Consider the following 13,774-nt stretch of genomic DNA (forward strand, 5'->3'; position numbering starts at 1 on the left):
GGCTGCTTTTCCCGCCAGTAGCAGCCGAGCATGGGCTCGGCTCTACAGAAGCCGGCTATCGGCCGGCTGACTGCCGGGCGTTGTCGCGCTGGGCAAGATCCTTGCCCAGGTAATAGCCGCCGCAGAACAGCACGAAGGCGGCGCTGAGGCTCCACAGGATGATCCTGAGGGTGCTTTGTGATGTCGGCTTGCTGTCCTGCATGCGGGTTCTCCCAGGGCGGCCCGATACCGCTTGGTCAGCATGCGCCGCGGTCAGTGGGTACGCAAGCCGGCGGTGCGCACACGCCGCTGCGCGGCGCCGGATTGATCCTGCTCAAGGCGCAGCCTGCACATCCGGTGTGTAATGGTGTCGTTCCCATCTGGCAGATCGCCACGGAGCCCCACCATGTACAAGCGCATCCTGATTGCCACCGACGGGTCCGAGCTGGCCGACAAGGGCCTGGCCAAGGGCCTGGAGCTGGCCAAGGACCTCAATGCCGAGGTCGATATCGTGACTGTGTCCGAGCCGTGGGCCGTCGGCATGTACGACGCCATGGGCTGGAGCGTGGGCTACATGAACAGCCCGGAGTACAAGGCCGACCGCGAGGAAGGCGCGCAGAAGGTGCTGCAGCCGGCGCTGGCCAAGGCCGCCGAGCAGGGCATTACCGCCAACCCGGTGCATGTGCTGGACCGCTACGCGGCCGACGGCATCATCGAGACGGCGGGCGAGCGCAACAGTGATTTGATCGTGATGACCTCGCATGGCCGCCGGGGCGTGACCCGGGTACTTCTGGGCAGCCAGACTGCCGAGGTGCTGGCGCGCAGCACGCTGCCGGTGCTGGTCATCCGCTGATTCAAGCGTTCCCGGGGAGGGGACCCGACGCCGGCCGCAGGATGCGCGCCGGCGTTGTTTTTTGTGGGGGCCGGGGGTGAATCACGCATGGCGTGGATCTACTGGATCGCAGGGATCCGTCCCCGGTCAGATCACCAGCTGTACAGCTTCCAGTACACCGGCGACACGCCATCCTTGTCGTTGTCGAAACGGCCGTCGCCGTTCTTGTCGTACATGTAGAACGGGGCACCGCGCGACGGGGTCACCTTGACCATGCGCAGCTGGCCGGACACGCGGTATTCCTCGATGACATCGCCGTTGTCCATGGTGCGCTTGGATACATCCGCGCCCTTGACGTCCACCGGGGGAGCGCCCGCACCACCCATGCTGGCGCAGCCAGCGAGCAGGAGCAGGGAAGCCAGCATCAGGGTCTTCATCGGCGGGGGCCTTTGCCTGGAAAGAGCCTTGATTATGCCCCATCGCCGGGCGCCTGCCGTGTCGCCGCGATGCAGGCACGGGCGCGTAGAATCGACCCATGAGCAGATTAGTCCTGATCGACGGGTCCAGTTACCTGTACCGCGCGTTCCACGCGCTGCCGCCCCTGTCCAATGCACAGGGTGAACCCACCGGCGCGCTGTTCGGCGTGGTCAACATGCTGCGCTCGACGCTGAAGGAACGCCCGGCCTACGTGGCGTTCGTGGTCGATGCGCCCGGCAAGACCTTCCGCGATGACCTCTACGACCAGTACAAGGCCAACCGCCCGCCGATGCCCGATGAGCTGCGCAGCCAGGTCGAGCCGATGTGCCGCATCGTCGAAGCGCTGGGCATCAGCATCCTGCGCATTCCCGGCGTGGAAGCCGACGATGTGATCGGCACGCTGGCCCTGCAGGGCGTGGCGCAGGACCTGAAGGTGACCATCTCCACCGGCGACAAGGACTTTGCCCAGCTGGTGCGCCCGGGCATCGAGCTGGTCAACACCATGACCGGCAGCCGCATGGATTCGGACGCGGCGGTGATGGAGAAGTTCGGCGTGCGCGCCGACCAGATCATCGACCTGCTGGCGCTGATGGGCGATACCGTCGACAACGTGCCGGGCGTAGAGAAGTGCGGGCCGAAGACCGCCGCCAAGTGGCTGGCCGAGTATCAGCACCTGGATGGGGTGATGGCGGCCGCGCCGACCATGAAGGGCAAGATCGGCGAGAACCTGCGCGCCGCGCTGGAGCGGCTGCCGCTGAACCGCGAGCTGGTGACCATCCGCACCGACGTGGAGCTGGACGCCAGCCCGACCATGCTGGCCCTGCGCGAGCAGGACGTGCCGGAGTTGACCGAGCTGTATGCGCGCTACGGCTTCACCCAGGCGCTGAAGGAGCTGGGTGCACCGCTGCCGGCGCCGACGGCCGCCAGCGAAGCAACGCCAAGCCTGCGCGGTACGGCAGCAGGCTTTGCCCGCGGCAGCGCCGAGGCACCGGCAGCGGGCACGCTGGATCCGGCGCTGGCCGCGCCAGGTGAATACGAGACCGTGCTGACCGCCGAGCAGCTGCAGGCCTGGGCCGAGCGCCTGCAGCAGGCGGACCTGATCAGCTTCGATACCGAAACCGATGCGCTGGACGCGATGCGTGCGCGCCTGGTCGGCGTCAGTCTGGCGGTCGAGCCGGGCAAGGCCGCCTACATTCCGGTCGGCCACGATTACCCGGGGGCGCCGGCCCAGCTGCCGATGCAGCAGGTGCTGGATGCGCTGCGCCCGATGCTGCAGGACCCGGCGAAGAAGAAGCTGGGCCAGCACGGCAAGTACGACCTGCACGTGCTGCGCCGTCACGGCGTGGACGTGCAGGGCTACCACGACGACACCATGCTCGAGAGCTTCGTGCTCAATTCCACCGCCACCCGCCACGACATGGATTCGCTGGCCCTGCGCTATCTGGGCTACAACACCATCAAGTTCGAGGACGTGGCCGGCAAGGGCGCCAAGCAGATTCCGTTCTCGCAGGTGGGCATCGACGAAGCCAGCCGCTATGCGGCCGAGGACGCCGACATCACCTTGCGCCTGCACCGCGCGCTGCAGCCGCAGCTGCTGGCCGAACCGGCACTGGACAGCGTGTACCGCGATATCGAGATGCCGCTGGTGCCGGTGCTGACCAGCATCGAAGCCAACGGCGTGCGGGTCGACACCGACGAACTGCGCCGGCAGAGCCAGGACCTGTCCTCGCGCATGCTGGCGGCGCAGCAGAAGGCCACCGAACTGGCTGGACGCAGCTTCAACCTGGATTCGCCCAAGCAGCTGCAGGCGGTGCTGTTCGACGAGCTGAAGCTGCCGGCGGTGGTGAAGACCCCGAAGGGCCAGCCCAGCACCAATGAAGAGGCACTGGAGGCGATTGCCGACCAGCACGAGCTGCCACGCGTGATCCTGGAGTACCGCGGGCTGGCCAAGCTGCGCAGCACCTACACCGACAAGCTGCCGGAGATGGTCAACCCGGACACCGGCCGCGTGCATACCAGCTACCACCAGTCCGGCGCCGCCACCGGCCGCCTGTCCTCGTCGGACCCCAACCTGCAGAACATCCCGATCCGCACCGAAGATGGCCGCCGCATCCGCCGCGCGTTCATCGCCCCGGAGGGCTTCCAGCTGCTGGCCGCCGACTACTCGCAGATCGAGCTGCGGATCATGGCCCACCTGTCCGAGGACCCGGGTCTGGTGCGTGCCTTCGAGCAGGGCGCCGACGTGCACCGTGCCACCGCCGCCGAGGTGTTCGGGCGTACGCTGGAAGAGGTGACCCCGAACGAGCGCCGCGCTGCCAAGGCGATCAACTTCGGCTTGATGTACGGCATGAGCGCCTTCGGCCTGGCCCGCAACCTGGGCATCGACCGCGGCCAGGCGCAGGACTACGTGGCGCTGTACTTCAGCCGCTACCCGGGCGTGCGTGACTTCATGGAGCGGATGCGCCAGCAGGCCCGCGACCAGGGCTATGTGGAGACCCTGTTCGGCCGCCGCCTGTACCTGAACGACATTCATGCACGTAACCAGGGCCTGCGCGCCGGTGCCGAGCGTGCTGCGATCAACGCGCCGATGCAGGGCACCGCCGCCGACATCATCAAGCGCGCGATGGTGGACGTGGACCGGTGGCTGCGCGACAGCGGGGCACCGGCACGGATGATCCTGCAGGTGCACGATGAACTGGTCTTCGAAACCGAAAGTAGTTTCGTTGAAGACTTGCGTTTGCAGGTGGTGGAGCGCATGTCGCAAGCGGCCAAACTGCGCGTGCCGCTGGTGGTCGATACCGGCATCGGCGGCAACTGGGACGAAGCGCACTGAGGGTGTTTCAGGCCGAAAACGACGTGAATTCGTTCATTCGTCAGAGGTTTCTGACTCGATCATGAATGTTGCCCTGATCGAGGTTCATTAAATTGGGCCCCTTCACGAACCGTTAGTGTTCGGAGTGCTTCTATAACTCTCGACAGGCGCAACGCCTGTTGTGGATCTCTCCCATCCCCTGGAGCAGATCTCGGAACGGGGACTCCTCCCCAAGTGCCCGTTCCCCGGCCCCGTTGACCTCCCCCTGGTCAGCGGGGCTTTTTATTTGTGCCGTTGCCAGACGCCATGGCCTGCGCCACGCTGGGCCACCGCTCCGCAGGGGAAGACCATGCCCGACCTGTTCGCACTGGCAATGCCGTGGTGGGAGTTCATCCTGCGCGCGGTGGTGGTCTATGTCGTGGTGCTGGGCATGGTCCGGCTTGGCGGCAAGCGGGCTCTAGGGCAGATCACGCCGTTCGACGTGCTGTTGATCGTGCTGCTGGGCAATGCGGTGCAGAACGCGCTGCTGGGCACCGATACCTCGCTGGGCGGTGGCCTGCTGCTGGCCGCAACCCTGATCCTGCTCAACTATGGGGTAGGCTGGGTGAGTACCCGCAGCCGGCGGATCGAGCGCCTGGTTGAAGGAGAACCCGTGGTGATCGCGCGTGATGGGCGCCTGTTCGACGCCGTTCTGCGTCGCGAGCAGGTCACGTGTGCCGATTTCGAGGCCGCCATGCGCCAGCAGGGCTGCCTGGGCGTGGAGGATGTGGAGCTGGCCCTGCTGGAGATCAACGGGCACATCACCATCATTCCGAGGAAGAGCACCTGACCTTGTAGAGCCGAGCCCATGCTCGGCTGCCTTGCGTCCGGAGCCGAGCGTGGGCTCGGCTCTACAGGTGCATGAGCCTCAGGGCGCGGCTTCGGCCTTCAGTGCCGGCCAGTTGCGGGTGGCGTCCACATCACAGGCCACGTGCGTGCCTTTGCCATCCTTCGCGCAGATCGCAGCCATGGCTTGCGGGATCTTCGGGTCTGCGGTGTGCGAATACACCGCTGCCAATGCCAGGCACCCTTCGCGCACACCCGCGCCGCACAGCGTCTCGAAGTAGGGCAGCGACGCGGCCCATTTTTCGGACTCGAACAGCGCTTCGCCGGCAACCTTGCAGCCCAGCAGCTTGCCATCGGTACAGCAGGCCTTGGCGCCGTCCTTGCGTGCCAGGGTCGGGCAATCCAGCGGCAGCGGGATCTCCACGAAGGCCACCGGCGGCGTGCAGGTGGCATTGCCTGTGGCGGGCTTGCGCTCGTAATAGGCGAAGCGGTTGCCGCCGTCGACGCTGGCCAGGTTTCCGTTCTTCAGCGGCTGCAGTACGAAGTCGCTGCCGACATCGCGACGGATGAGAATGCGGCCGTCATGCAGGCGCGCGCGCATGCGCTGGTCGCGACCCTCGGCCTCAACCAGGCCGCCATCGAGGAAGCGCAGCTGCGAGAGCACGCCGTATTCGGCTTCAAAGCTGCCACAGGGCAGTGCGGTGGCCGGCACCGGGGCCAGTGCAGCGGCTGGTGCGGTGGCCAGGCTGGCAAGTGCCTTGGCGCGGCCGCAGGCCACGCCGTCCGCGCGCTGCGCGCACGACAGCTGCAGTGCTTCGTGGGCCTGTGAAAGGCGTCCACCGCTCCACAGCACCTCGGCAACGTCGGCGCAGAAGGTCTCGCCGTGCTGCTGCCGGCACAGTGCGGCCAGCTCATCGAGCTGCGCCGACGGCAACGCAGGGTCGACCGCATGCTGTAGCCCGAGCAGGGACTTGCCGATCATCTCCAGCCCGATCACCTCGGCGATCGCCCGGCAGCCCTCGGCGTTGAAGGATGCGGAATCCTCCTTGCAGATCTCCGGTTTCGGCGGCTCGGCTCGTGCAGGCGCGGGGGCTGCGTCCTTGGCCCGCTGCTGGTAGGTCTCCAGCAACCGCATGCAGGCTGCGCCCACGCCCTCGGCACACCAGGCGTGCAGTTTCACGGGTGCGGCCTCCGGCAGCGCCTCCAGGCACTCGGAGGTGTTCATCACGCAACCGTCTTCGATGGGCTCCGGCATCGTCTTGCAGGCGGCGGCGTGCTCACGGGTGAACTCGCGATAGGGCGTGCTGATCGTGCGGTCGTTGTCCGAGAAGTACCAATTTTCCAGCTGGCCCGTGGACAGGTTGCCGGTACCCAGCACGTCCTCCTGGCGGGCGATGCGCAGCTCCTCTGTCGCCTGGTAGGGGCCGGACAGGAAGCCGTGGCCTTCGCTCTCGAGGGTCAGCGTGGTGTTGCCGCTGCTGTCCTTGTATGTGCCGCAGGCCATCGACTGCGCGGCGGCCGGCAGGCTGGCCGAGGCCAATGCAAGCAACAGCAGGGAGCGCCAGCCCGCAGCGCGGGGGCGAAGGGAAACAGCAGCAGGCATGGGGTCATCCTTGAAAGAAGTGGGGCAGGGCCTGTCCGGTGCGGGGCGCACCGCAGGCGGGGAAGGCGCCACGCGTCAGGCGTGGCGCCGGAAGATCAGAGCCAGTCGCGCGGCACCAGGTAGTCGGCCAGGCGCGCCTCGGCGCTGCCGGCCTCCGGGCTGAAACCGTACTCCCAACGCACCCGCGGCGGCAGGCTCATCAGGATGCTTTCGCTGCGGCCACCGCTCTGCAGCCCGAACAGGGTGCCGCGATCGTAGACCAGGTTGAATTCCACGTAGCGGCCACGGCGGTACAGCTGGAACTCGCGTTCGCGCTCGCCATGGGCGGTGTCCTTGCGCTGCTGCACGATCGGCAGGTAGGCGTCGAGGAAGCCATCGCCGACCGCGCGCAGGTAATCGAAATCGCGCTCGAAGTCGCCGTGCAGGTCGTCGAAGAACAGGCCGCCAACGCCACGCGTTTCATTGCGGTGGCGCAGGAAGAAATACTCGTCGCACCAGCGCTTGTGCGCGGCATAGCGTTCCTCGCCGAACGGCGCACACAGGTCGCGTGCGACCCGGTGCCAGTGCTGCACGTCTTCGTCGAACGGATAGAACGGCGTCAGGTCGAAGCCGCCACCGAACCAGCTGGCCACCACTTCACCGTCGCGCTGCGCCTGGAAGAAGCGCACATTCGCGTGGGTGGTCGGCACGTAGGGGTTGAGCGGGTGGAATACTAGCGACACGCCGGTGGCGCGCCAGGAGGCGCCGGCCAGTTCCGGGCGGTTGGCCGAGGCCGACGGCGGCAGGCGGCTGCCGGCCACGTCGGAGAAGCCGATGCCGGCCTGCTCGAACACCGCACCGTCGCGCAGCACGCGGGTGCGCCCGCCACCGCCCTCGGCCCGCTGCCACAGGTCTTCCTGGAAGCGGGCCTGGCCATCGACGGCCTCGATCGCCGCACAGATGCGGTCCTGCAGGTCGGTGAGGTAGGCGCGCACGCGCTCGAATTCGTTCATGGCGCGTACTTTACCGCAGGGCCCGCCCGAAGCTGCGGACAGGCCCTGGCCGGCTCAGCGCTTGCGGTTGGGGTTGCGCGGTACCGGAAGGTCGTCCACCGCCGCCTCGTCACCCGCCTTCTGCAGGGCACCGCCCAGCGTGATCAGCTCCCAGTTCTGGGTTTCGAGCACGTCGCAGGCCACATGCAGGCCGCTGCGGTCGGCCTTGCACAGCTGTTCCAGGATTCGACGCGCGTCCACCTCCGCACCGTTGCCTTGTGCGGTGACCAGATTCTCGCAACCCTCGCGGACACCGGCACGGCAGACCGTTGTGTAGTGCTCGACGGCCTGCAGCCAGTGCCCGGACAGCGCAAGACGGTTGCCGAGAATGTTGCAGCCCTGCAGCTTGCCCTGCGCGCAGCAGGCGTCGGCACCGTCCTCGTTGGTCAGTGCCAGCGGGCAATCCTGTGGCAGTGGCAGCACCCTGAACTGCTTCGGCGCACTGCACCGGGTCGGGCCCTCCCCGGTGGGGACGAACACCTGGAAGCGGGTCCAGTTATCCAGGCCCAGCAGCTGCCCGCCGGGCAGCGGGCGCAGCACGAAGTCGCCGTCCCGGTCGTGGCGGATGCGGATGTCGCCCGCTTCGACGCGCGCGCGAAGATGGCTGCTCCAGCCAACGCCGACCAGGCCGTTGTCACCGAAGTCCAGCGTGTCCATCAGGCCGCCGTCGGCCCGGTAGTTGCCACAGGGCAGGGCCGTTGCCGGCTGCGGTCGCAACGATGCACCCACCGCCTGCAGCGCAGGCAGGCGTTCGCAGCTGGCGGTGTCGTTGCCGGGTGTGCAGGCCGCAGCCAGGGCCTGCACCGCCTGCAAGTGGTCTCCTGCCTCCCAGGACAGTTCAGCCACGCGGGTGCAGAAGCCGCCATGGGATACCTCGCGGCACAGCCGCAACAACTGTTGCCGCCGCTCGGCCGGAATGATCACCGGCACGGTCGGCGCCGTCATCGTCACCATGGCTTCGGTCATGGTTGCCGTCATCGCCGCCTTGACCAGCTGCTCCTGCACTACGGAGTCGGCCTCGAGTGCGGCGGCACACGCCGGGGTTCCCTGTTCGAAGCCACCGTCGTCACAGGCGGCGGGGAGTTTGATGCCGGACAGGGCGGCGTCGAGCGCTGCCTTTGCCAGGGCAGGATCGGCCGCGACCGTGGGTTTGGCGTCCTCGTGCCAACGATCAGCCAGTTGCAGGCACATGCCGGGCACGCCTTCCCGGCACCCTGCCTCCAGCGCGGTCGGGCTCGCTTCACGGCGGTTGTCCAGGCACGCCGCCGCATCGGCCAGGCAGCTGCCTTCAGCCGGCGCGGCGGCTGCGGCGCACTGTGCAGGGGCCTGCAGGATGTAGACCGTGCCATCCACCTCGACCGTCCGGCCACGATCGCGCACCTGCAGCGCGCTGGGCAGGCCGTACTCCAGGTTCACCAGTTGCAGCTTTCCGTCGATCTGCTGGAACGCGACCGGAGAGGGCGCACTGCCGAAGTGTTTCTGCTCGCCGCGGTTTGGCGAGCTGATGCGCAGCGTACCGCTGCCTTCGTCGGCCTTGAACATGCCGCATTGCGGTGACTGTGCGGCGGCCATCGGCGCGGCCAGCAGCAGCGCCCAGGCCAGCCAGCGGCGGCGCGGTGCGGGTGAATGCATGTCGTCTCCTTGACGATCGAACGGAAAACTCCAGGCGCTACGGCGAACCACGGCCCTCGCGCGGGGGCGTGCATTGTGCCGTGCCGGGCACCGGCTGGTAACGCTGATATCCCGTCTGCGCATCCATGCCAAGCAGGTCGCCATTGCCGAGCTGACGCAGCACAAGGTTTTCGCCGTTCTGCTGCAGGTGGATCGCGCCGTCATGCAGACGGCCACGCGCGCCATCGCCGAAGTCGAGCCTGTCGATCACGCCACCGTCGGCCTGATAGCGGCCGCACGGCACCCGCTGGGCCGGGACGAGGCGCAGGTCCGCGCCGAGATCGCGCAGCGGTGCGATGCGTTCGCAGGCACTGATGCGGCCTGCATCGCAGACCACCTGCAGGGCCTGCACAGCCAACGCGGGTTCCAGCGCGATCAACTGCTGTTCGGCCACTTCGACGCAGAAGCGACCACTGCGGTGCTGCAGGCACAGCTGCTGCAGACGATCGCGTGCAGCGGCCGGAAGCGGTGAATCCAGTGCGTCTTCGTCTTCCTGTTGCAGGCGTTCACCCACCCGCTGCATCGCGGTGGCCAGCGCATCACCGGTCAGCGCCTCGCAGGCCTGCGGGTCATGCTCGGGCGTGTGTTCGCGGCAGGCGGACGGGCGTTCGAAGAGGGTGGCGCCGGTGTCACCAGCGGCTGCGGCGTTGCCATCTCGCAGTTGTCGCAACAGCGCCGAGCAGCCCGCGCCAACGCCCTCGCGGCACGCGCGCTGGGCCTGGCCGGGAGAGGCGGCGGGCAGCTGCGCAATGCAGTGGCTGCCGGCGGCGCGGCAGCTGCCGTCCGTCGCGCTGGGCTCGGTGGCGCAGGTGCGGGGCTGGCGCGGGGTATAGACCACGACGCCCTCGTCCTCGATGCGCTGGCCATCGGCACTGATCCGGATCGGCTCCGCCACGCCATCGTCGAGCATGACCAGGCGTGTCTGCGCCGCACTGCGATCAACCCACAGCGGCTGCGGCTCGCTGCCGTCATCGTGGTGGTAGCCGCTGCTGGGGGTGGTGAACACCAGCGCCATGCCGCCATCGGCGCTGCGGTATTCGCCACACTGCAACGCGTCGGCGCCGGCTGGCAGCGCGGCGAACAGCAGCAGTGCGGGGAGAAGAGCCTGCAAGCGCATGCGACGGTCCTTGTCGTGCGGAAAAGGGGGGCTCAGTGGAAACGTGAGCGGATGTCCGGCCGCAGCAGGCGCCAGGCCAGCCAGCCCTGCAGGCCGAGGAGCACAAATGACATGGCCACCACGGTCAGCGTGATCAACCAGCGTTTCAGATGGAGTTCCTGCTGCAGGAGGGCGTCGTCGGAGAGAAACGTGATGACGTCACGCATGAACACGTCCAACCAGCCGGCGATCGCAAAATTGGTCAATGCGCTCAGCAGCAGGATCACCACAAAGCTCCACAGGCCCCAGCTGCGCTCGCGCAGCAGGCCCCAGCTGGCCAGGGTCGAGGCCAGGCACAGCAGCGCGACGATCAACGACGCGGCCACCGGATGCGCCAAAAGCCAGATCAGGCTGTGCAGGTGCTGGTCTTGCACTTCCCTCTCAACCAGATGCCAGATCGGAAGGTTGTGCAGCGGCCACAGCAGCAGTCCCTGCATCACGAAGTAGAACGTGAGCAGCAGTGACAGCCAGAACGAGGCCTGTGCGATCGGGCGCACCCAAGCGTGATAGGCCGGCTGGACCAGCGAAGGAATCGGCGGGATCGACATTGACATCCGGTGTCCTTGCAATCGGTGCCCGCGCGGTCAGCGGGCCGTCACCCGGGTGGCGACCGCCGGCAGGATATGGTGTTCGCTCAAGGGTGCCAAGGGCAGGCCATGCGGTGGTTGCAGCGGCACCCAGGCCAGTTCGGCGATCTCGGCGCGCGCCTGCGGCGTGCCGTGCACCTGCACCCACCAGGCCTGTGCCTGTACGCGCTGGCCAGGCTCATTCACCGCCCAGTCCTCGAACGTGCCCAGCGCAACCGCTGAAGCCGTACGCAACTGCACGCCCAGCTCCTCGTCCAGTTCGCGGGCCAGTGCCTGCAGTGGCGTCTCGCCGGGTTCGGGCTTGCCGCCCGGCTGGATGAAGCGGCTGGCGCCCTGCTTGCGCACCACCAGCGCCTGGCCGCGGTCATCCAGGATGACCGCGGCCACGATGTGGATCGTGGCCGCGGCGTTGCTCACTTCAGGTTCTGCTCGAACAGCTTGAGGATGCGCTTGTACTGGTCCAGCCAGGAATCGGCACGGGTGTAGCCGTGGCGTTCCAGCGGGTACGGTGCGATCGACCAGTTGTCCTTGTGCAGTTCGATCAGGCGCTGGGTCAGGTTCACCGAGTCCTGGAAGAACACGTTGTCATCCATCATGCCGTGGGCGATCAGCAGGTTGTCCTGCAGGTTCTGCGCGTACTCGATCGGCGAGGACACGCGGTACGCCTCCGGATCGATGTCCGGGGTGTTGAGGATGTTGCTGGTGTAGCCGTGGTTGTACTGGTGCCAGTCCACCACCGGGCGCAGCGCGGCGCCGGCCTTGAAGGTGCCCGGCGAGCGGAACAGCGCCATGAAGGTCATGAAGCCGCCATAGGAACCACCGTAGATGCCGGCGTGGTCGCGGTCACCCTGCTGGGTGTCGACCAGCCAGTCCAGGCCGTCCTTGTAGTCTTCCAGTTCCGGGTGGCCCATGTTGCGGTAGATCGCCGTGCGCCAGTGGCGGCCGTAGCCCTCGCTGCCGCGGTAATCCATGTCCAGCACGATGTAGCCCTTCTGCACCAGCAGGTTGTGGAACATCTGCTCGCGGAAGTAGGCCGGGTAGCGCTGGTGCACGTTCTGCAGGTAGCCGGCGCCGTGCACGAACATCACGATCGGGTACTTCTTCCCCGGTTCCTTGTTTTCCGGTTCGTAGTACTTGGCCCAGACCACGCCGGCACCATGCTTGGACGGCACTGCCACCAGCTTCGGCTGGATCCACTGGCGCGCCTTGTAGTCGGCGGTGCGGGTGTCGGTCAGCACGCGTGTCTGGCCACCGGCACTGGGCAGCACGGCCAGCTGCGGCGGCAGGTAGGCGCCGGAGTAGCGCACCAGCAGCTGCTGGCCGTCCGGCGACAGCGAGAAGTCTTCCACGCCGTTGAGGCTGGTCAGCTCGCGCACCTGGCGGCTGCTGGTGTCGACCGCGCAGACTTCGTAGTCATGTGGCGCCTGCTGGTTGCACAGGAAGTAGAAGCCCTTGCCATCGGCCGACGGCACCGGCGCCGAGGTTTCCCACTTGCCGCTGGTCAGCGCCTGCGGCTTTGCGGTACCGGCCTGGGTGTACAGGTGCGAGAAGCCCGATTCCTCCGACAGCAGCCACAGCGTGCGGCCATCGGCCATCCAGCCGAAATCGTTGAAGCCCCAGTTGATCCAGGCGTTGTCGGTCAGGCGGTGGCGGTTCTGCACGCGGCCGTCGGCAGCGTTGACGCTGATGATCCAGCGGTCCTTGTTGTCGTTGGCACGCAGCATCACCGCAGCTTGCTGGCCGTCGGCGCTCCAGCGGATGCCACCGCCCATGAAGTCGCTCATCACCTGCAGGCTGCGCTCGCCCTTCAGCGCGTCCTTGCCGGCCTTGCGGCGCAGCTCGGCCAGCGGATCGGTGCCGATGCCCGGCAGGCCAGCCAGCGAAACCTTCTCGGCCTTGCCGGTGCGCACGTCCACGTACCACAGGGTATGCGGTTCGAAGCCGTTGCGGCCGACGCGAGTGCGGGTGTCTTCGGTTTCCTCGTAGCCCGATTCGGTCACGTATAGCGGCATCTTGCCGCCACGGCCGTCATCGAAGTCCTTCGGCTTGGTCACCACGATCAGGTGGGTCAGGTCCGGCGACAGCACGCTGTCGGCGATCTCCACGTCGGCGCCCAGGTACACCGGGCCCGGCGCGCGGGTCGGGTCGGCCTGGCGCCAGCGCTGGTCCTGGTCCTTCAGTGCTTCGCGCTGGTCACGGTCGCGGCGCAGGGTTTCCAGCGTGCGCAGCTGCTGGTCGCGCAGCACGTCGGCCTTCGGTGCCGTACGCGGATCCTTCTCGGCCTTCAGGCTGGCCACCTGCTGCACGCCGCTGGCGGCGGTCCAGTGGAACCAGTTCTGGCCGACGCGCCAGATCACGCCGTTGTCGGCGGCGAAGTTCACGTTGCCCGCGCGCTCGTTACTGCGGGTCAGCTGGGTCAGCGCGCCGCTGCGCAGGTCGCGCACGAACACGTCGCCATTGCGCACGAAGGCGCTGCGGCTGCGGCTGCGGTCGTAGACCGGCTCGGCCACGTCCAGGGTGCCGCGCTGGTCATCGGCCACCTGCGCGGCCACGCCACCGGCCAGCGGCTGGCGGAAGGTATCGCGCACCGGGCTGCCGTTGCGCTTGAGCTGGTACTCCACCTGCTGGCTGTTCCACGACCACCAGGCCTTCTCGACCGGCGGACCGATCCAGTCCGGGTCGGCCATGGCCTGTTCGATGGTGATCGGCGTCGGCGCGGCATGCGCAGCCGGTGCGGCCAGCACGGCCGACAGCAGGAGGGACAGGGGCAGCACTCGGGACATGGGCGGACGGCACCAGAA

At 67.6% G+C, this 13,774-nt stretch carries 12 protein-coding genes; 3 read left to right on the forward strand and 9 right to left on the reverse strand.

The window, feature by feature from the left end; translation table 11 throughout:
• Window positions 1-55 precede the first annotated feature (55 nt).
• Window positions 56-202: a hypothetical protein gene (locus ACTJJM_RS11175; RefSeq protein WP_021203516.1), complete on the reverse strand. Its 147-nt coding sequence runs from the start codon at window positions 200-202 to the stop codon at window positions 56-58.
• Window positions 203-385: 183 nt separating this feature from the next.
• On the opposite strand from ACTJJM_RS11175, the gene ACTJJM_RS11180 reads away from it, so the two are divergent.
• Window positions 386-832 (forward strand): universal stress protein, encoded by a 447-nt coding sequence (locus tag ACTJJM_RS11180; protein WP_005411629.1) that lies wholly within the window; start codon window positions 386-388, stop codon window positions 830-832.
• A 131-nt stretch (window positions 833-963) separates the two neighbouring features.
• Here the strand turns inward: ACTJJM_RS11180 and ACTJJM_RS11185 are convergent, their stop codons facing one another.
• Window positions 964-1,248 carry a DUF2782 domain-containing protein gene (locus ACTJJM_RS11185; protein WP_005411628.1) on the reverse strand — a complete coding sequence of 95 codons (285 nt, stop codon included), beginning with the start codon at window positions 1,246-1,248 and terminating at the stop codon, window positions 964-966.
• Window positions 1,249-1,346: 98 nt separating this feature from the next.
• Between ACTJJM_RS11185 and polA the strand changes: the two genes are divergently transcribed.
• Window positions 1,347-4,121: a DNA polymerase I gene (gene polA, locus ACTJJM_RS11190; protein ID WP_440865494.1), complete on the forward strand. Its 2,775-nt coding sequence runs from the start codon at window positions 1,347-1,349 to the stop codon at window positions 4,119-4,121.
• Window positions 4,122-4,449: 328 nt separating this feature from the next.
• Entirely contained in the window at window positions 4,450-4,929 is a 480-nt protein-coding gene (locus ACTJJM_RS11195) for a YetF domain-containing protein (protein WP_241888684.1), read from the forward strand.
• 78 nt (window positions 4,930-5,007) lie between these two features.
• On the opposite strand, the gene ACTJJM_RS11200 is transcribed toward ACTJJM_RS11195, so the two are convergent.
• The 7 genes from ACTJJM_RS11200 to ACTJJM_RS11230 all read right to left on the reverse strand — a co-directional run bounded on the left by ACTJJM_RS11200 (window position 5,008) and on the right by ACTJJM_RS11230 (window position 13,756).
• The gene (locus ACTJJM_RS11200; protein WP_440865496.1) at window positions 5,008-6,528 is read right to left on the reverse strand and encodes a hypothetical protein; all 1,521 of its coding nucleotides are present in this window, start codon (window positions 6,526-6,528) and stop codon (window positions 5,008-5,010) included.
• Window positions 6,529-6,623: 95 nt separating this feature from the next.
• Window positions 6,624-7,520 carry an oxygen-dependent coproporphyrinogen oxidase gene (gene hemF / locus ACTJJM_RS11205; protein WP_241874128.1) on the reverse strand — a complete coding sequence of 299 codons (897 nt, stop codon included), beginning with the start codon at window positions 7,518-7,520 and terminating at the stop codon, window positions 6,624-6,626.
• A 54-nt stretch (window positions 7,521-7,574) separates the two neighbouring features.
• Window positions 7,575-9,191, reverse strand: coding sequence for a hypothetical protein (locus tag ACTJJM_RS11210; RefSeq protein ID WP_440865499.1), 1,617 nt, complete (start codon window positions 9,189-9,191; stop codon window positions 7,575-7,577).
• Window positions 9,192-9,228: 37 nt separating this feature from the next.
• Window positions 9,229-10,347 (reverse strand): hypothetical protein, encoded by a 1,119-nt coding sequence (locus ACTJJM_RS11215; protein ID WP_043399588.1) that lies wholly within the window; start codon window positions 10,345-10,347, stop codon window positions 9,229-9,231.
• Between the two features lie 32 nt (window positions 10,348-10,379).
• Window positions 10,380-10,940 carry a hypothetical protein gene (locus tag ACTJJM_RS11220; RefSeq protein WP_440865501.1) on the reverse strand — a complete coding sequence of 187 codons (561 nt, stop codon included), beginning with the start codon at window positions 10,938-10,940 and terminating at the stop codon, window positions 10,380-10,382.
• 30 nt (window positions 10,941-10,970) lie between these two features.
• Window positions 10,971-11,390 carry an NUDIX hydrolase gene (locus ACTJJM_RS11225; protein WP_440865503.1) on the reverse strand — a complete coding sequence of 140 codons (420 nt, stop codon included), beginning with the start codon at window positions 11,388-11,390 and terminating at the stop codon, window positions 10,971-10,973.
• A complete protein-coding gene (locus ACTJJM_RS11230) occupies window positions 11,387-13,756 on the reverse strand; it encodes a S9 family peptidase (protein WP_440865505.1) in 2,370 nt (789 codons plus the stop codon). Before ACTJJM_RS11230 ends, ACTJJM_RS11225 begins: the two co-directional genes overlap by 4 nt.
• Window positions 13,757-13,774 lie beyond the last annotated feature (18 nt).

This window comes from Stenotrophomonas sp. 22692, from assembly GCF_052045015.1.
Taxonomy (GTDB): Bacteria; Pseudomonadota; Gammaproteobacteria; order Xanthomonadales; family Xanthomonadaceae; genus Stenotrophomonas; species Stenotrophomonas geniculata.